Origin of the sequence: Nostoc sp. WHI, from assembly GCF_015714725.1 — a bacterium.
Classification (GTDB): domain Bacteria; phylum Cyanobacteriota; class Cyanobacteriia; order Cyanobacteriales; family Nostocaceae; genus Nostoc.
The window spans coordinates 19,513-38,760 of record NZ_WBKM01000247.1 but is presented as its reverse complement, the minus strand read 5'-3'; the positions used below and the strand labels follow the sequence as shown (position 1 = coordinate 38,760).

Genomic DNA, 19,248 nt, shown 5'->3' with positions numbered 1-19,248 from the left:
GAACGTCCGCTATGGACTTGGCTTAAGATTATTCAGCGTTTTTTCAATAATTTCCACTGCTGTTGCAACGCCATTTTCTAAGCAGATTTTTTCAGCGAGTGCAGTAGCGCGATCGCGTATACTTTTATTTTGAACTGCGGTTGTAATTGCGATCGCTAATGAATCTACAGTCAATTCATTCTGGCGAATCATTGCGGGACTCACACCTAATTTGACACCTAAATATCCCCAAAATGGCTGATCTGCCAAAAATGGAATTATGATTCCAGGTACTCCGGCTCGAAATGTTGCGGCAGTTGTTCCTGCACCACCATGATGTACAATACAGGCCATTTGAGGAAATAACCAACTGTGGGGAATCGATTCTATTTCAAATATAGTATCGGGTAAGTCTGCATTTTCAATCCCACCCCAACCCGTCAGAAAAATTCCCCGTTGCTGAGTTTTAACAAGTGCAGCTAAGGCAATTTCAGCGACTTCTTGGGCTTGTTTTCCGCTCATGCTGCCAAATCCAATGTACACCGGAGGCGCACCCGAATTAAGAAATTCAACTAAGTCGGGAGGGGGTGTAAAGTCCGCAGGTGGATCAAGAAACCAGTATCCAGTAACATGGTTGTGTTCTGACCAATCGACTGGCTTAGGGATAACCGAAGGACTAAACGCATTTAAAAATTGGACTTGAGCAAGTTTCATGCGTTTAAACGGCAAATCCCACAATTTTAATGGTGGTTCGTTCAGAGTTGTTTCACGAAATTGATTAGTACTTTTACGGAATACAAACCAGAACAATTGGCTGATCACAATATACGTAAATCGATTATACAGACTTCCTAGCCGGGCCAGTTCTGGTGGTGTAACTGTATTCGGAAACGCGCTAGTGCGATTCAACGGTTGCATTGATGCCAAATAAAAAGGAACTCCCAACTTCTGGGCAATATCAAATCCCCAAAAAGCAACACTCCCACTGATAATTACATCGGTTAAGATACAAGCGTTCCATGAGTCCTCTAATGCAGTTTTCATAATCGGATCAATTACGGCTGCAAACTGACGCGGGAAGTTAATTGGATTTTTTGTTTGCATTAACGCTTGTCCGGCTTCGCTGGCGAGTGCTTCTTGAGGATTACCGCTAATTAAAGCAAATTCTAATCCGTATGCGCGAATTTCTGGCTCAAATTTGGCGTGGGTTGCTAGTTGCACCCTATGTCCAGCGTTTTGCAAGCCTATCGCCAACGCTATGTAAGGCTGAACATCGCCACGCGAACCAATGGTTAAGATTGTGATGTGCATAATTTAAGGAATTTGTATAGTTTGTTTCATAAGTGTTTTAATGCATGGGTTTAATAAAGTTAATCATATTTTTGACTTTACTTAAAAAATAAGTAAGTATTAGCACTTGTCATCTCTAATCTTGATCGTGAAACCAAGTGATTATTTAGAAAATTGAAAATGAAACGTTCAAATCGCCTTGCTTGGATGGGAGCGATCGCACTAGCAGCCATTATTTTACTTAGTTTGATCGCGGCTCCCAATAATAGTAAACTTAATAATGGCTCTACTTATAACCGCGCCTCCGATGGCTATGGTGCTTGGTATGCTTTTATGCAACAGCAGAAAATTTCTATCAAGCGCTGGCAAAAACCTTTTAGTGATATTCAGCCAGAGAATAGCCCTGTTACCCTTTTGCAGGTAAGTAGCTCTCCCAGAGAGGCGAGCCTGGATAGTGAAGAGCTTGAATGGGTAGAAAAAGGGAATACTTTGGTAATTTTAGGTACGAGGGCGCGGGTTACAGAAGCAGACTTTAGCACCATGCAGAAATCTCCCCAAGGAGATGTTAAGATTGACACGCGCAGACGATATCGCAAAGCTAACCAGAAGCAAGTTAATTTAGGCGATCGCTTTGGTGCTGTAGTCTGGGAAGAAAAGTATAAAGAAGGAAGCGTGATTTTTTCTACCACTCCTTATTTAGCCGCTAACGCTTACCAAGATTATTTAAGTAATTTTAAGTATCTAGCCAATTTAGTTACTCAAAAAGGTAACACAATATTAGTAGATGAATACATCCACGGCTATAAAGATGCCGATATTAGAGAGAAAGAAAACGAAGGAAGTTTATCAAGTTTCTTTGCAAAAACTCCTCTATTTCCAATATTAGTGCAAGTAGGTATCCTGCTATTGATGCTAATTTGGGCGCAAAATCGCCGCTTTGGTAAGCCAGTAGCTTTAGATATACCAGTCATAAACAACAGCGAGGCATACATCCAAGCTTTAGCAGGAGTGTTGCAGAAAGCTGATACGAATAACTTTGTTGTCGAGATGCTAGGTAAACAAGAACAACTGCAACTCCAAAAAACTTTAGGATTAGGGCAAATACCTTTAGAACATCAAGCCTTGATCAATGTCTGGATAGAAAAAACAGGCAAAAGTCCAGCAGAACTAGATGCAGTTTTAAAGCTACAATCCCGGAAACAACCCATCAGTGAACGAGAACTGTTAAGCTGGTTGGGGAAATGGCGAACCATTAGGGTAATTCGTAATTCGTAATTAATTTTTGCAATTAGGCATGATATTTCTGCGTTAGTTCTTTATAAATAAAAATATGAGCGAAACCCATCCTATCTTAATTCGCCTCGGTCAAGGTCTTAACCAAGTAATCGTCGGACAATCTAGCCTTATACAACAACTCCTAATAGCATTGCTAGCGGGGGGACATATAATTTTAGAAGGAGTACCGGGAACTGGTAAAACCCTCCTAGTTAAAGTTTTAGCGCAGTTAATCCAAGGAGACTTTCGCCGGATTCAACTAACACCAGATGTCTTACCATCGGATATTACTGGTACAAACATTTTTGACTTGAATAGCCGCAATTTCACTTTAAAAAAAGGACCAATATTTACCGAAATATTGCTAGCAGACGAGATTAACCGTACTCCTCCCAAGACACAAGCGGCGCTGTTAGAAGCGATGGAAGAGATGCAAGTAACACTCGATGGTGAAAGTTTGCCCTTACCAGATTTATTTTGGGTGATTGCGACGCAAAACCCCTTAGAATTTGAGGGGACTTATCCCTTGCCAGAAGCGCAGTTGGACAGGTTTTTATTTAAGCTGGTGGTAGATTACCCAGATCAAGCTGCGGAAAAACAAATGTTACTCAATCGTCAGGCGGGTTTTGCAGCACGGCGTTTGGATATTAGCCGTTTGAAACCAATAGCAACAGTAGCCGATATTTTGCAAGCACGACAAGCAGCTAAAGAAGTTAAAGTATCAGAAGCGATCGTTGATTATTTGTTGGCATTGGTGAGAACATCGCGCCAACATCCCGATTTAATTTTAGGTGCATCGCCTCGCGCCGCCGGTGCTTGGTTGCAGACATCTCAAGCCTTAGCCTGGTTAGCTAAAAGGGATTTTGTAACGCCAGATGATGTTAAAGCAGTTGCATCGCCCTTGCTACGTCATCGGCTTATTTTGAAACCAGAAGCAATGCTGGATGGTTTACAAATAGACGCGGTAATTGCATCGGTAATTAATCAAGTGCCAGTTCCCAGGTGAAAAAATTCTGGCGTTGCTGAATTCAGGCATGAAAATGATTTTGCGTAATTTCAAAACCTTTAAATTAAGAACAGCCTTCAACATATTCGGCTTCCGGCAATTTACCCGCTCTCAACTTAGTGACAATCTTACCATCAGTCTCGAAGACTAGACGATAGTTCTGATCATCGCGGTCTTTTGGGACGAAAGTTAGATAATGTCCGTCTTTGACATATTTATGGGATGTGACTTCAATCTTTCCTGGGTAAAGGGACTTGATTTGCGCTTCGGTGTCGCTAATTTTTGCACCTTTGAGTGTAGTAATCTGAGTATTTTGCCGCACGTCTATTCTAGAAATGCGACCTCCTGTTACCATGAATGAAAGATTTTTGGGTTCATTTTGTGGCTTAACATAATAGCAATTGTTATTTGGTGGATCACCCACTAGCTGAGTACCAGCAGCTTTTGCCGCTTGGGGGACAGTCATGCCAACTCGTACTGGGCCGATGCCGTTGATAAACAGTTTTGACTGGTTCGTTAGTTTTGACTGTCCTACAACTGTGCTGACAGTCAGAGAAGAAACTGCCAGCGTGACGGTGACAAAAGTCGAGAATTTAGTTTTGCTATTCATGATTGTGCAAATTAATAATTATTTGCTATTGATGGCAGTAATAAATCTATATAGTGATTGTATCGTTAGTTGATCACTGGGATATTTTTTATTTGGAAGTCCCTTATATCTAATTCCTAACTTCTCGCTTTAAAAAATGGTTCCTTCCAGACGAGTTTATTTATTGTTGGTTTTGGGTATAGTGATTGTTCCGATCCTATCCTTATTTCTTACCATTAGAGCAGCGATCGCCATCACTTTGCTATTTGATGCCGTAGTTCTCCTATTAATGGTTATAGATGGTTTGTGGGTGCAACGTTCTCGCGTACAAATTATCCGCGAATTACCGCCACGATTATCAATTGGGCGAGATAATTTAGTTGTATTAAAAGTAACATCGGAAAATACCAACGCTCAAATTCAAATCCGTGACTATTACCCCACAGGGTTTGGCGTGTCTGCGCCTGAACTTAGCGCCATCATTCCCCGGAACAGCACTCAGGAATTAACGTATACTGTCCACCCGACGCAGCGCGGAGAGTTTCCTTGGGGAAATATTCAAGTTCGTCAGCTGGGATTTTGGGGATTAGCTTGGGATGATTGGCAAATTCCCCAAAGTCTGCCAGTGAAAGTTTATCCTGATTTAGTGGGATTGCGATCGCTTACAATTCGTCTGACACTGCAATCATCGGGATCAATGCGCCAAGCTCGTCAAACGGGTATTGGTACAGAGTTTGCTGAACTGCGAAACTATCGCACTGGTGACGATTTGCGGTTTATTGATTGGAAAGCTACAGCTCGGCGAGTTGGTGCTTATGGTAATGCAATGCCATTAATAAGGGTTCTGGAACCAGAACAGGAGCAAACTTTACTGATATTACTCGATCGCGGCAGGTTGATGACAGCAAAAGTGCAGGGTTTGCAGCGATTTGATTGGGGTTTGAATGCAACCTTATCCTTAGCTTTGGCAGGTTTACATCGAGGCGATCGCATCGGTGTTGGTGTATTTGATCGCCAGATGCATACGTGGATACCCCCAGAACGCGGTCAACATCATTTGAGTCAGCTAATTGATCGCCTAACTCCGATTCAACCAGTATTATTTGAATCTGATTATTTGGGGGCAGTAACAAATGTTGTGCAGCGACAAACTCGGAGGGCGCTGGTAGTGGTGATTACCGACTTAGTTGATGTTACCGCCTCTACAGAACTCCTCGCGGCACTCTCCAAGCTAGCGCCTCGCTATTTGCCATTTTGCGTGACTCTACGAGATCCGCAAGTTGATCGTCTGGCGCACACCTTCACAGATGATGTTACAGGTGCTTATGCTCGTGCAGTGGCACTCGATTTATTAATGCAACGACAAGTAGCATTTGCTCAGTTGAAACAAAAAGGTGTATTAGTACTAGATGCACCAGCAAATCAAATTGCCGATCAGTTGGTTGACCGATATCTGCAACTCAAAGCGCGGAATCAACTTTAGCTAATTCCAGTGATATCAAGTTCGGCAAATCACTTACGATATGTCATTGCGAATGTAACGTACTCCTTCGGAGAAGCAAGCTACGCGCTTGCGTCTCGTAGAGAAGCGGCATGTTCGCGCAGCGTCTCTAAGAGTTGCAATCGCAAGGCTTTGGGATTGCCGCGCGACCCTCGCAATGACATAAGTATTAAGCCGGACATGATATGATTCATCAAATGCGAGGTAATATTTTCAGCACCTCGCAATACTTGCCTAAAGAAATGAACCACTAATCACGATTAAACAATCACAAAATTGTTGTTGGTTAGAGACAATCCAGTAGATTTGCTGAGGTTTTCCAAGTTTTGCAGGATGACTTTGGTACTAAAAATGCTCGTTCCATAATTATCCCTATAACTATTGATCGCTGCGATCGCCTGGATTAGGCTACACCCATACTATGATAAAGATAAAGTCAGTGCGTGGCGATGTTAGGTTGCCAAAATTACCAACGCAGACATGATCCAACTTAGCCAAGAACAGTTGCAAACTATCCGCACTCATGCCGAAAGCACCTACCCAGACGAGTGCTGCGGGATTATTTTAGGCTATCTGGCTAGTGAAAGCAAAATTGTGGTAGAAGTCATGCTAACAGAAAATGTCTGGAATACAGAAGCGGCTGCTGATTTCCCAGGGGAACGCACAGCAGAAAGTAAAAAACGGCAATATGCGATCGCACCTCAAGTTATGCTAGAAACACAAAAGCAAGCACGCGATCGCTCACTGAACATTATCGGCATTTTTCACTCCCACCCGGATCATCCTGCTATACCCTCAGAATGCGATCGCCTCTATGCTTGGCAAGGATACTCGTATATAATAGTTTCCGTCCAAAACGGTAAAGCCGGAGAACTCCGAAGTTGGAGCCTTGACCATCATCATCAGTTTCAAGCAGAGGCAATTGAAATAATTCCTAATTTATAATACTCAGAAGAGGCTTAATCCTTTGTTTCCCAAGTCCGCCTAGGCGGACTTGAGTTTGTATAGCCACAAATGAGCTTCAGCGGGGCTTAATTTGACACGCATGAGCAATTATTTATGTACCCCTGCGTGGTCTATTTACCTGAAAATAGCTAATTAAGCACTTCGCTATCTTCCTCTGCTGCTGATTTATGGAATACGAATCACGATTAAACAACCACAAAATTGTTTTCGGTAAGTGACCATTCAAATCCTATTTGTGCAAATTTAACCTGACTAAATGCACCCACACTGCCATCTTGGTCAAAGAACAATGCACCTGTAACGTTGTCATAGATAAATCGTTGATTGCTTGTGATTGCAGATGTTCCGATGGTAAACTGCTCAGATGAGAGTGAACCTAGTGATAAACCGCCACTAAAGCCAGTGGACGATACTTGAATTAGTCCACCATAGCTATAGATAGTATCTATGCCTTCATTAAAACTATTGAAAGCAAAGGTATCAAAACCGTTGCTGCCGCCTATCAGTATGTCGTTCCCATCGCCCCCAAGCAGCAGATTATTGCCTGATGAGTAGTCAACATTCAAGTAATCGTCACCAGCACCACCGTTAAGGGTGTTATTGCCAGAAACAGTATAAACTCCATAAGAAGAGTATACCGAGCTATCGCCAGAGGCAGTAAGAGAATCATTGCCATCGCCACCATCGAGTAGGTTATTGCCAATTGAGTAGTTAATATTTAAGGTATCATCACCAGCGCCACCATTAAGGGTGTTATTACCAGAGATAGCATCAAGAAAAAACTCGCCACGGTACTTGAAGGCAGAGCCATAGGCAGTGAGATAATCAGCGCCATCACCTCCATCCAGTAGGTTATCGCCTGATGAAAACTCAACAATCAAGCGATCATTACCCTGGCCGCCAATAATCGTATCATTGCCATAATAGCCCCCGAGAGAATCGTTGCCATTGCTCCCCACAATCAAGTCATCGTAGGCTGTACCATCGATGTTTAATCTTTCGATATTCTCGTAGCTAATCTCATTGGGACCTACCGTAATTGATCCTTGGTCAGTAGTAGCATTGAAAGTTGAAATGATCCCCCCTGTATAGTAATTAGCATTGTAATAATTGACAGATAATAAATCGTCACCTGTTCCTCCATTTACTGTTTGAGTCAATACAGAAGAGGGGGCAATATATGATGCCCTGAAAGAGAAGGAGTCATTGCCATCATCTCCATTCAGTAGATTATTACCTCCTGAATTGTCAATGCTGAAAATATCATTACCATCGCCTCCGTTGAGAGTGTTATCGCCTATTGAATTGTCAACATTTAAGTAATCATCACCAGCACCACCGTTGAAGGTGTTATTGCCAGATGCGGTGTAGCTTTGATTGAAATAGCCAGAGGCAGTAAGAGAATCATTGCCATCGCCACCATCGAGAAAGTTATTACCTGTTGAATAGTTAATATTGAAGGTATCGTTACCAGCAGCACCGTTGAGTGTGTTATTACCTGATGCGCTACCTGCACTAAAGTAATCGTCGCCATCGCCACCATCGAGGAAGTTATTGCCTGTTGAATTGTCAACAATTAAGTAATCATTGCCATCGCCACTATCGAAGAAGTTATCACCTGTTGCAGAGGTAGCATTTAAGTTATCATTACCAAAACCACCGTTGAGGGTGTTATTGCCTGTTGCAGAGGTAGCATTTAAGTTATCATTACCAAAACCACCATCGAGGGTGTTATTGCCTGTTGCAGAGGTAGCATTTAAGTTATCATTACCAAAACCACCATCGAGGAAGTTATCGCCTATTGCAGAGGTAGCATTTAAGTAATCGTTACCCTGACCGCCAATAATCGTATCATTGCCACTACTGCCCCCGTAGAGAGAATCGTTGCCATCGTTCCCCACAATCAAGTCATCGTAGGCTGTACCTGTGATATTTAATCGTTCGATATTTTTGTAGCTAGCCCGATTCGTCCCATCTGTAATCAAGCCTTGGTTATTACTAGCGTTAAAAGTCGAAGTGATTCCGCTAGTAGTGTAGGTGTAATCGACAGACAACAAATCATCACCTGTTCCACCATCGAGGGTGTCATCACCTCTTCCCCCATCCAGCGTATCATTACCACTTGTGCCTACAATCAAGTCATTATAGGCTGTACCTGTGATGTTTAATCGTTCGATATTTTTGTAGCTAACCCGATTCGTCCCAACTGTAATCAAGCCTTTTTTGGTACTAGCGTTGAAAGTCGAAGTGATTCCGTTAGTAGTAGTAGCATAGGTGTAATCGACAGACAACAAATCATCACCTATTCCCCCATCTACCGTTTGAGTCACTAAGGAAGAAGGGGCTGTATATGAAGCACTAAAATAAAAGGAGTCATTACCAGACTCTCCATTGAGAGTATTTCTGCCTTGAACTTCATAGGCGGAAAAAGAATCATCTCCTGATCCACCTGAAACCGTATTGTTACCAGTAGAGTAATTAATACTAAGGATGTCATTTCCTGCACCTCCAGAGAGGGTATTATTTCCAGCAGAGGCAGAAGCATCAAGGAAATCACTCTCAGAGCCACCGTCTAAAATATTATTCCCAGAAGAAACGGAAATATCTAAATTATCAGACCCACTTCCACCCTTGAGAGTATTTTTCCCTGTAGAATAGGAGGCAGCAAGGGAATCATTTTCAGAGCCACCATCTAAAATATTATTCCCAGAAGAGTAGGAAATATCTAAATAATCAGACCCGCTTCCACCCTTAAGATTATTTGTCCCTATAGAATAGGAGGCATAAAGAAAATCATTACCATAATCACCATCTAGGGTGTCATTGCCCCCATTCAGATATGGGTCATCATAATACCCATTACGGGGATCATAGTAATAAAAATTCCCATATAGGTAATCATCACCTCCTAAGCCTTTAATGAGGTCATTGCCCGGTGTGCCATATAGATAATCATTACCATTCGTGCCATTGATATTTGCCATAACTTTCTACCTACCTAAATTATTGATGTTTTCAGTAACTTCAGTTCTCAATCTGTTGTTAGTGCTGTTTTAAGGCACAGTGAACTAGCCGAGAGTTGAGGCTTTCAACTTCGATATGGTTTTAACGTCACCGTTGAGGGTTAGCAGTTTTTCCTAAAGATTCGCTATCTTAACTAGCTTGCATGTAATACTTATCCAAATTATCTAGGACTATATGTAAGTCTTAGGAACTGTACAAATTTACGAGCGTGTGGATGTTTGAAAATAGCCTGCTTCGGGCTTTTCTCAATTTTTGCGATCAATAGCTTGGCTATTGCCCTTCGGGTGTTTAGCTTGAAAATAGGGAACATATAAATAACCTTATAATAACAATATACAGAATATTTACTTAGATGTCTATGCTTAAAGACATAAGTTTGCGTATTCTTTACATGACTAGAGATAACTGTATAAAATACTGCTACTATTTCTCTGTTTTTCATACTTTGATGATAGTCAATTCTTTGGAGATGCCTGAAGTACTTATAAAGAAGACTAATGAGTGTGGGGCAAATGCGATCGCCTATACCCTTGGCAAGGATACTCGTATATAATAGTTAACGTCGAAAACGGCGAAGCTGGAGCCTTGATGCTCATCATCAGTTCCAAGCAGAGACAATTGAAAATATAATTTAACAGCTTAATTTTCAGACAGATATCATTTTTCGATAGGATTAATATTCCCGCTCTTCCACATCATAAATGTCATGTTAAATCCCAATCTGGATGAAATTCAGTTAACCAAAGACGATTACGAACGCTACTCCCGACACCTGATTTTGCCGGAAGTGGGAATGGAAGGACAGAAACGCCTGAAAGCTGCCAGTGTACTGTGTATCGGTACAGGTGGATTAGGTGCACCACTACTTTTATATCTGGCGGCGGCGGGTGTTGGACGCATCGGGATTGTGGATTTCGATGTTGTTGATACTTCCAACCTGCAACGCCAAGTAATCCACGGTACATCCTGGGTGGGTAAACCCAAGATTGAATCAGCAAAAAACCGGATTCACGAGATTAACCCCTATTGCCAGGTTGATTTATACGAAACTCGCCTGAGTTCAGAAAACGCCCTAGAAATCCTCCAACCTTACGATATCGTGGTGGATGGCACCGATAACTTTCCCACCAGGTATCTAGTTAACGACGCCTGCGTATTGCTAAACAAGCCCAACGTCTACGGTTCAATTTTCCGCTTTGAAGGGCAAGCTACTGTATTTAACTACGAAGATGGCCCCAACTATCGTGACCTTTTCCCAGAACCACCACCACCAGGAATGGTTCCTTCTTGTGCAGAAGGTGGCGTATTAGGAATTTTGCCAGGAATTATTGGTTTAATCCAAGCAACGGAAACTGTCAAAATCATTATGAGGCAAGGTAACACTCTCAGTGGACGGTTGCTATTATACAACGCCTTAGAAATGAAATTTCGGGAATTGAAGCTGCGTCCTAACCCGATTCGCCCAGTGATTGAAAAGCTGATAGACTACGAACAATTCTGCGGAATTCCACAAGCGAAGGCAGAGGAGGCAAAACAGCAGATGGAAAGTCCAGAAATGACTGTTAAGGATTTGAAGGAGTTGCTGGATAGTGGTGCAAAAGATTTTGTACTGCTGGATGTCCGCAACCCCCATGAGTACGACATTGCTAAGATTCCTGGTTCAGTGTTGGTGCCTTTACCAGAGATTGAAAATGGCAATGGCGTTGCTAAAGTGAAGGAAATATTGAACGGTCACCGCTTAATTGCTCATTGTAAGTTAGGCGGGCGATCGGCAAAAGCCCTCGCCATTCTCAAAGAATCTGGAATTGTCGGGACGAATGTCAAAGGCGGAATTACCGCTTGGAGTCGAGAAATCGATTCGTCAGTTCCAGAGTATTAAAAACTAACCGCAAAGACGCGAAGAACACAAAGATTTCTTTGCGTCTTTGCGCCTTTATATAAGGCAAAATCCTATGTCATGAATACCTCAAAATCTCATCTTAATATTTTATGGGTGCAAGTTTGGGTGTTGGCAGCAGTGCAGGGAGCAATTACCCTGACTTGGTTAATTTATATTGTGGTGAGTGGTATTTTACAAACGCAAAGGAACGCAGAGATTTGAATAATTCGTAATTAAGTTTTGCAACGGGGATTTACAGCAGTTTTCGACCAAACCCGCCACAAGATAAATGGCAGAATGAATTAATTATCACTGGCTTTGATTATTTCCGTATGTGGCACGATTGATAGCAATTCGCTGTAAACCCCACCGCAAAACTGACTGCCTGTAGAGGCAGGGGAATTAAACTGACTTTGTTAACGCAAAGGTACGCAAAGTTATTCTCTGCGTACCTCTGAAGATGAAATCTGACTTTCTTAATTACGAATTACGAATTACGAATTACGAATTAGTTACAGGTTTAACCTGGCTCAGTAGACTGTGCAATTTTTCGCCTTCAATGACTTCTGTTTCTAACAGTTGAGTTGCGATCGCTTCTAGCAAGTCTCGATTCTGTCTGAGAATCTCTAGGGCTTGTTCGTGGGCTGTTTCCACGATTTCCTTGACTTCGCTATCAATGGCTTTCGCTGTGTCTTCACTCACCGCCCGCCGGGGATTACTAGCACCATTACCCAAGAACATTGCTTGTTGTCCTTGTTGGTAAGCCAATGGCCCTAAGACTTTGCTCATACCATAAGTTGTTACCATCCGTTCTGCCAAGTCAGTTGCTCGTTGCAAATCGTTGGAAGCACCTGTGGTAATACTGTTAAACACCACCTCTTCAGCAGAACGTCCACCTAACAGAGTCGCAATCTGACCCCGCAATTCTGTTTCATTCATCAAAAAGCGGTCTTCAGTTGGTAATTGCAGAGTGTAGCCCAAAGCTGCCATTCCACGGGGAATAATCGAAATCTTTTCTACCCGACCGTTTCCTGTCGTTAGCGACCCGACCATTGCGTGACCGACTTCATGGTAAGCAACAATCTTTTTCTCAGTCTCGTTCATCACCCGACTCTTCTTCTCTAAACCTGCAACTACCCGTTCAATTGCTTCGGCAAAGTCTTCTTGAGCAACACCTTGACGATGATTGCGAGCTGCCAATAATGCAGCTTCATTTACCAAGTTTGCCAAATCTGCGCCAGCAAAACCAGGGGTACGAGTAGCGATCGCTTTTAAATCTACATCATCTCCTAATTTGACCTTTTGAGCATGAATCTTGAGAATTGCTTCCCGACCAGATAAATCGGGACGGTCTACCAACACTTGGCGGTCAAAGCGACCAGGACGCAGCAAGGCGGGGTCTAGGATTTCGGGGCGGTTGGTAGCTGCTAGCACAATCACCGTTGCATCACCAGCCGCAAACCCATCCATCTCAGTTAGTAGCTGGTTGAGAGTCTGTTCCCGTTCATCGTTACCACCGTAGAAGCCGTTACTGCTGCGAGACTTACCGATCGCATCCAATTCATCAATGAATACAATACAGGGAGCTTGTTTTTTAGCTTGCTCAAATAAATCCCGGACTCTGGAAGAACCCACACCGACAAACAGCTCCACAAACTCGGAACCAGAGATGCTGAAAAATGGAACTCCTGCTTCCCCAGCTACGGCTTTCGCTAAAAGTGTCTTACCTGTTCCCGGAGGGCCAACTAATAGCACACCTTTGGGAATCCTAGCGCCAATCTGCGTAAACCGTGCCGGAGTCTTAAGGAAATCTACAATTTCTACTAACTCAGTTTTAGCTTCTTCTACTCCAGCCACATCTGCGAAGGTGATTTTAGCTGATTCGCCTTCAACGTAAACCTTAGCTTTGCTTTTACCAATGGAAAGCGCACCTTGGGGACCACCACCACCACGGGCGATAAAAAACTGCCAAATGCCAATAAAAATCAGTGGTGGAATCACCCAACTCAAGAGGGTTGTAAACCAAGTATTTTTGGGTGGAGGTGTAGCAGCGAACTCAACTCCTTTTTGTTCTAGCAGTTTGGGTAACTCTAAATCAAAGATTGGTGTAGTTGTAAACACCTGTCCCGGTTCGGCATTCTCTGTTTTTATTTGGTAGAGGATCTGGTTTTGACCGACGGAAACGCGGCTAACTTCACCTTCCTGTACTTGATGAATAAATAGGCTATAAGGGACACCAGCCGGGCCAGAAGCAAATAAACCCGGCAAAAACAGATTTAAAAGCAAGAATAGCCCTGATACTGCCAGCAATATATTAGCAATGATCCGAAATCGAGGCTGCTTAGGCTGTTCTTTAATTGCCATAGATGTTATCAATCCTTAGTATGAAATCAGTCAGAATTCAGAAATAACTTTGAGCGGAGATTTGCACCGGTCAAAAGTTTGGAGAGTCAGAATTTAGTAGAACCCCAATCCTTTGTGAGTTCTGCCTTCTGACTTTTGGCTACGTTAAATAAGTCTTATTTTTAACTTAGCTTGGTAAACTTAATTAAAGACTGTTCAAAAAGGCGATTGCACCATGACCAGTCAAGATTTCTACAGCTAAAAGCGATACAAACCCAATCATCGCCAAACGACCATTCAGCTTTTCGGCATAGTCTGTCAAGCCAAGCTGAGACTGCTGTGTGACATACATCTGGGGTGCGATCGCTAAGTTGTTTAGTTTGTCTTGCTCGTCAAGGATACTACCGCTTCTCATAAGTTCTCCCAAATAGCAATGCTTGCTGCTATTTCTTAATCTATGTAACTAAACTTAACAATTAACTTAATCTTTGGGAACTAACAAGCAAATACGGTTTACCGTACTTAAAACCTACCTTCCGCACCCTAACTGTCACACATCAACAAAAAACCGATTAAATAGTACATAAAAACTAAAGTAGATTCAAGAGTCAAGAGACTTAATGAAAATTAGTTCTATTAAGAGCTAAGGAGATGCAGAGAAAGAAAAGTGTTGTGATGAAAACAGAACAAAGGGAAAAAGAAAGAGTTTAAAAAAATTTACAGTCCCAGGCTATATCTAACTCAATGGGCAAGGTACTGCAATGCCATAGCCCTGTGCGTAATCAATTCCTAGAGCCGTAATTCGCTCTAAAATCGCGTCATTCTCCACAAACTCAGCAATCGTCTGAATACCCATCACACAGCTAATGCGCGTGATTGCTGTCACGATTGCATTATCCACAGGATTCTCGACAATGTTCCGAATAAAGCTCCCGTCAATTTTGAGGTAATCCACAGGCAGAGACTTCAGATAGGCAAACGACGACATCCCCACCCCAAAATCGTCTAACGCGAAGCGACAGCCCATCTGTTGAAGTTCTTGAATGAACTGCTTGGCTTTTACGAGGTTGGCGATTGCCACGGTCTCGGTAATCTCAAAGCAAATGCGTTGGGGTGAGATGGGGTGTAGGGTAAACTGCTCATGCAGGAAGTCAATGAACTGATCGTCGTTGATGCTAGAGCCAGAAAGGTTAATCGCATAGATGCTTTGTTTATCGCCAACGACCCTTGACCAATTCTTGAACAGAGTCCGAATCACCCACCGGTCGATCTGGTGCATCAAGTTGTAGCGTTCTGCTGCTGGAATAAACGCCATCGGCAACACTAAATTTCCCTGCTCATCCCGGAGCCGCAGCAGGACTTCATAATGGTCGCCGTTTTGATCTGTCGGGGCGATAGCAGCAATTCTTTGAGCATAGAGACAAAACCAATCACTTTCCAAGGCTTGAGAAATGCGGTTGGCCCACTGCATCTGGCCGCGCTGTTGCAATCGCTCCTGGTCGTCAGTCTGAGCAACATACACGCGATTGCGCCCCCGGTTCTTCGCGGCATAGCAAGCTGCGTCAGCCGTGCTGATAATCTCTGCAAGGCTCTTGTTATTCGTGTCGATACCGACCAAGCCAATACTTACTCCAATTGAGAATACCTGCTCTTGCCAAACAAACCGGAACTCTTGAACACATGAAAGCAGATTGTTGGCAACTCGTAAAGCTTCCTCTAATGTACACTGAGTGAGTAATACGCCAAATTCATCGCCGCCTAAGCGTGCGAGTGTGTCAGTTTTCCGAATCTTCTCCTGCAATAAGGCAGTAATTTGACGCAGTAATTCGTCTCCAGCCACATGACCACAGGTATCATTTACGATTTTGAAGTGATCGAGATCCAAATAGCACAACCCATAAACCTGGTAGTCTAAAGAAGCAAGGTGCAATGCTTGTTCAACCCGCCGCTCAAACTCCTGGCGATTCACCAATCCGGTTAAGGCATCATGGGTTGCCTGCCAGGATAGCTGACGCGAAAGCTGGCGGTTCTGAGTCACGTCATGAAACACCATAACCGCGCCAATAACTTGTCCCTCACGATTGCGAATGGGCGCGGCGGAATCTTGAATTGCAATCTCTTGATCGTTCTCAGTAATTAAGACGGTATGGTTTGCTAAACTCACAATTCGATTTTCCTGTAACGCTTGCTCAATTGGGTTCTGAACTACCTCCCGTGTCGTTTCATGCACAATTCTCAAGACTTTTTTTAACGGCAACCCTTGTGCAGATGCTTCACTACATCCGAGCAGAGATTCTGCAATGGGATTGAGGTATTGAATCCTACTAAACGCATCTGTGGTAATAACTGCATCTCCAATCGATTGCAACGTCACCTGAGCTAATTCTTTTTCTTGAAAAAGTGTTTCTTCAATTTGCTTCAGGGCTGTGATATCGCGTCCCACCGATTGAAATTCGATAAAGCATCCTTGCTCGTCAAACAGCATTCGGTTATGCCACTGAGTCCAACGCACCTTATTTGCCACAACGACGCGATTTTCAATAATCATAACAGGATTATCGACACTAATTGAAGCGACTAATTGAACAACTCGCTCCCGATCTTTCTCAAAGATAATAGGTTGATAGCGGCTGCCGATCAATTCCTCTGGCGATTGCCCAAAATAAACTGTATAAGCTTGGTTAACAAAGGTGAGTGTGCCGTCTGGTAAATATCGAGCAATGAGTTCAGTCTGATCTTCTACAATAGCACGGTAGCGAATCTCGCTTTGTTTCAGAGCAATTTCTGCTTGCTTGTGATCGCTAATATCAATCACCACACCCAACATCCGCACAGGTTTACCTGCTTCGTTGTAAATACTGCGTCCTTTTCCAACCAACCAGCGCACTTTGCCATCAGGATGAATCACCCGATATTCAGCTTCATAATTAGTATTCTGAGTCATGGCGTTGAATAGAGCCTGTTCAACTCGCTCAACATCCTCTGAATGAATAGCATTGCGCCATTCCTGGTATCTAGCTGACGATGTTTCTGGTTCTAACCCTAACAAACGAAAGTGGTTGTCATTCCAGATGACTGCCCCATCAAGCAAATTCCAATCCCAACTACCGATATGGTTAAATTCCATCGTCAGCCTGAGTTGTTCTTCACTTTTGGCTAAGGCTACTTCTGCTCGTTGGCGTTCTTCTTCGATACGCTTCTTGGGGCTGATATCTGTAACTCGCACCAAATTCATCACTCGGTCAGCAACCATGATTTGTTTGATTGCGATGTTTCCCCAAAAGCAATTGCCCTGCTTGGTGACGTATTCAATTTCCTGACTCCACAACCCTTGCTGGTTAATTTCTTCGACGATGGTGGTTAGTTCATCAGAAGTAAACTGCACCTTTTGTAAAGTTTGACCTTCAATACCAATGAGTTCAGCTTTGCTTGAAGCTGCAAATAGTTCTATTGCCCGATTATTACAGTCAATGCTCAATAACGTGTCTGTATCTACCAAAAAGATTGCATCAGGGGATTCGTTAAAGATAGCTTTTAGCAAGTCGCGGTTCTTGGTGATTTCTAACTCGCTTTCTTTACGTTCTGTAATATCTAGAATAGCTCCATACAGTCTAATACTCTTACCTTGAGTATCATAAGCTACCTCTGCTCTCGATTCCAGGTAGCGCAATGAGCCATCAGATCGGACAATGCGATATTCAAGATTGAAAGGGTTTCCTTTGGTGATCGCCCCTAATAGATGCCTCTGCAACACTGGTCGGTCTTCTGGGTGAAGCATCTGGAGAAATGCAGCCTGCGTCGGTACTGATTCAGCAGGATTTAAACCGAAGATGCGGAAGGTTTCGGCTGACCAAATTTGTTTTTGAGACTCTAAGTACCATTCCCAACTGCCCAGATGGGCAATCTTTTGAGCAGTAGCTAGCAGGGTTTCACTGCGTCGGAGTTCTTCCTCGGCTTGTTGGCGTTCGTTGATTGCGGCTTGCCGTTCTGTAACATCTTGGGCAGTCCCATAGAGGCGAATTACTTTTCCATCCGCGCTGAATTCTGCATGTCCAATCCCCTCAATATAAATAATAGAGCCGTAAGTTGGAGATGCGCGTAGAATGAGTTTGTAGGATTCGCCAGTTGACATTGCCCGTTCAATTGCTTGGGCTAATTTTCCTGCGTCTTCTGGCCAGTACAGTTGCAGATTTTCTTGGTAGTTCGGCTCAAGAAGTGCGGGATCTCGATTAAAGAGGTCAAACAGCTGCTTTGACCAGGTAATTTTGCCAGTGGCAATATCAAACTCCCAATTACCCAGACGAGCAACTCGCTGAGATTCTTCTAATAAGGTTTTACTCTTGCGTAGTATTTCTTCAGCACATTTGAGGTCGGTAACATCCACTACTAGCCCATCCCAAAGCACGCGACCATCCTGCAATTTGCGTGGTGTCGAACGAAAATGGAGCCATTTTAACCGAGCGCTGGGCGTTTGGATTCGCACTTGTCTATCAAACACCGAGAGATTCTGCCGCGATTCATCGACTGCTGCCTGGAAAAGTGGTGCGTCCTCTAGGATAAACTGGCGAGATAGCAAACTTGAATCTTTCAGTGCATCTTCTGCCCTGACTTCTATTAGTTTTTCAATCCCCGCGCTGATATGAGAAAAGCGATCGCTGCCATCCACTTCGCGGATTAGCTTATAAATTGCCCCATTGGGCAGATTATCGCTAATTCGCCGCAACATAGCTTCTCGCTCTTGTAGTGCGAGTTCTGCCTGTTTGCGATCGCTGATTTCCCGCTCCAGTTCTCGATTCGCTGCTTCTAGTTGTGCAGGACTGGGGAGAGCAAGTGCTTTTGGTATCAAAGGTATAAGTTCAGAAGCTGTGTACAGTGAAACTAAGGCTGTAATCGCTTTAATACAACCACTCAACCAATACGTAGGATACCAGAGCGTCCAAATGTCCATCAGGTGGGTAGTACCGCAAGTAACAATAAATGCTGCAAATAGCAGAAATATCCAGTTGAAGGGCAAATCTTGGCGCTTGCGGACAAAATAAAGTAGCGTGATCGGAATGGAATAATAAGAAAGCGCAATTAAACTGTCGGATACAATATGCAACCCCACTAATTCTGGTTTCCAAAGATAGCAATGACCGTGGGGAATAAACTGTTTATAAGCAAGAAGGCTTTTCCAAAATTCCAGCATCAAGTTGTCTAAACTAATTGTTATATATTTAGTTATTAACCGAAGTTCTTACAAGATTATATGCCTAAATAATATAAGTAAATGTATTTACAAGCAGGGTTGATATTTACACCTGAAAAAGTGTATACTTAATTAATATATTTACCGTATTTTTACGGGGTGAAATGAGCAACCGTGCAGAAATTTAAGGCTTCCAGACGTTGGGAGT

The 19,248-nt window shown here is 43.1% G+C and carries 12 protein-coding genes; 6 read left to right on the top strand and 6 right to left on the bottom strand.

Annotation, left to right across the window (positions count from 1 at the left end):
- Positions 1–9: 9 nt before the first annotated feature.
- Positions 10–1,290, bottom strand: a complete 1,281-nt coding sequence (locus F8S12_RS25275; protein WP_196519050.1) for a glycosyltransferase — start codon at positions 1,288–1,290, stop codon at positions 10–12.
- Positions 1,291–1,449: 159 nt separating this feature from the next.
- Here F8S12_RS25275 and F8S12_RS25270 point away from each other — a divergent pair, with 159 nt between their 5' ends.
- Complete coding sequence (locus F8S12_RS25270; RefSeq protein ID WP_196519049.1) at positions 1,450–2,544, top strand: DUF4350 domain-containing protein; 1,095 nt, start codon at positions 1,450–1,452, stop codon at positions 2,542–2,544.
- Positions 2,545–2,599: 55 nt separating this feature from the next.
- Positions 2,600–3,550: an AAA family ATPase gene (locus F8S12_RS25265; protein WP_196519048.1), complete on the top strand. Its 951-nt coding sequence runs from the start codon at positions 2,600–2,602 to the stop codon at positions 3,548–3,550.
- A 64-nt stretch (positions 3,551–3,614) separates the two neighbouring features.
- Here F8S12_RS25265 and F8S12_RS25260 read toward each other — a convergent pair whose 3' ends face one another.
- Entirely contained in the window at positions 3,615–4,160 is a 546-nt protein-coding gene (locus F8S12_RS25260; RefSeq protein WP_196519047.1) for a hypothetical protein, read from the bottom strand.
- 136 nt (positions 4,161–4,296) lie between these two features.
- On the opposite strand from F8S12_RS25260, the gene F8S12_RS25255 reads away from it, so the two are divergent.
- Entirely contained in the window at positions 4,297–5,622 is a 1,326-nt protein-coding gene (locus F8S12_RS25255; RefSeq protein WP_196519046.1) for a DUF58 domain-containing protein, read from the top strand.
- A gap of 498 nt (positions 5,623–6,120) precedes the next feature.
- Positions 6,121–6,585 (top strand): Mov34/MPN/PAD-1 family protein, encoded by a 465-nt coding sequence (locus F8S12_RS25250; protein WP_196519045.1) that lies wholly within the window; start codon positions 6,121–6,123, stop codon positions 6,583–6,585.
- Positions 6,586–6,791: 206 nt separating this feature from the next.
- On the opposite strand, the gene F8S12_RS25245 is transcribed toward F8S12_RS25250, so the two are convergent.
- Entirely contained in the window at positions 6,792–9,590 is a 2,799-nt protein-coding gene (locus F8S12_RS25245) for a beta strand repeat-containing protein (protein WP_196519044.1), read from the bottom strand.
- 746 nt (positions 9,591–10,336) lie between these two features.
- Here F8S12_RS25245 and moeB point away from each other — a divergent pair.
- Positions 10,337–11,509: a molybdopterin-synthase adenylyltransferase MoeB gene (gene moeB, locus F8S12_RS25240; protein ID WP_196519043.1), complete on the top strand. Its 1,173-nt coding sequence runs from the start codon at positions 10,337–10,339 to the stop codon at positions 11,507–11,509.
- Between the two features lie 78 nt (positions 11,510–11,587).
- On the top strand, positions 11,588–11,731 hold the full coding sequence (locus F8S12_RS25235; protein ID WP_196519059.1) for a hypothetical protein: 144 nt from the start codon (positions 11,588–11,590) through the stop codon (positions 11,729–11,731).
- A 279-nt stretch (positions 11,732–12,010) separates the two neighbouring features.
- Here the strand turns inward: F8S12_RS25235 and ftsH4 are convergent, their stop codons facing one another.
- The 3 genes from ftsH4 to F8S12_RS40945 form a co-directional block, all read right to left on the bottom strand.
- Positions 12,011–13,873: an ATP-dependent zinc metalloprotease FtsH4 gene (ftsH4, locus tag F8S12_RS25230; protein WP_196519042.1), complete on the bottom strand. Its 1,863-nt coding sequence runs from the start codon at positions 13,871–13,873 to the stop codon at positions 12,011–12,013.
- A gap of 184 nt (positions 13,874–14,057) precedes the next feature.
- A complete protein-coding gene (locus F8S12_RS25225; RefSeq protein ID WP_196519041.1) occupies positions 14,058–14,267 on the bottom strand; it encodes a chlorophyll a/b-binding protein in 210 nt (69 codons plus the stop codon).
- Between the two features lie 321 nt (positions 14,268–14,588).
- Positions 14,589–19,040: a bifunctional diguanylate cyclase/phosphodiesterase gene (locus F8S12_RS40945; protein ID WP_230968261.1), complete on the bottom strand. Its 4,452-nt coding sequence runs from the start codon at positions 19,038–19,040 to the stop codon at positions 14,589–14,591.
- Positions 19,041–19,248: the final 208 nt, after the last annotated feature.